General features: G+C 44.0%; 1 protein-coding gene. It reads left to right on the plus strand.

What is annotated here, in order from left to right:
* On the plus strand, positions 1-273 hold a 273-nt coding region (locus AAEY62_RS22375; RefSeq protein WP_350636605.1), incomplete at both ends, for a hypothetical protein.

Here is a 273-nt window from a genome sequence, read left to right on the forward strand (position 1 = left end):
ATTGCAGGCGGAGTTCATATTGACGGTAGTGGTGTTTTTATAAATCCTGTTCTCACAAGAAGCTCGCCTGGCGAGCTACTGCTGCTTGGATTTAGTATCGAGAATATGACGAGTCACGATACTACCTTTGGCTCACCTAATAGGCTTGGTAACATTCAGCGTATAACCTTTCTAATTGATGGTGGCGATCCGATAATTTTAAGTGCAAGCTCAAGTTCAACTGACTGGTCTGACGTGATTTCATACAATACGGTCACCCGATCAGCGTCATCT

Source organism: Pseudoalteromonas sp. GW168-MNA-CIBAN-0100 (genome assembly GCF_040309225.1).
GTDB lineage: Bacteria > Pseudomonadota > Gammaproteobacteria > Enterobacterales > Alteromonadaceae > Pseudoalteromonas > Pseudoalteromonas arctica.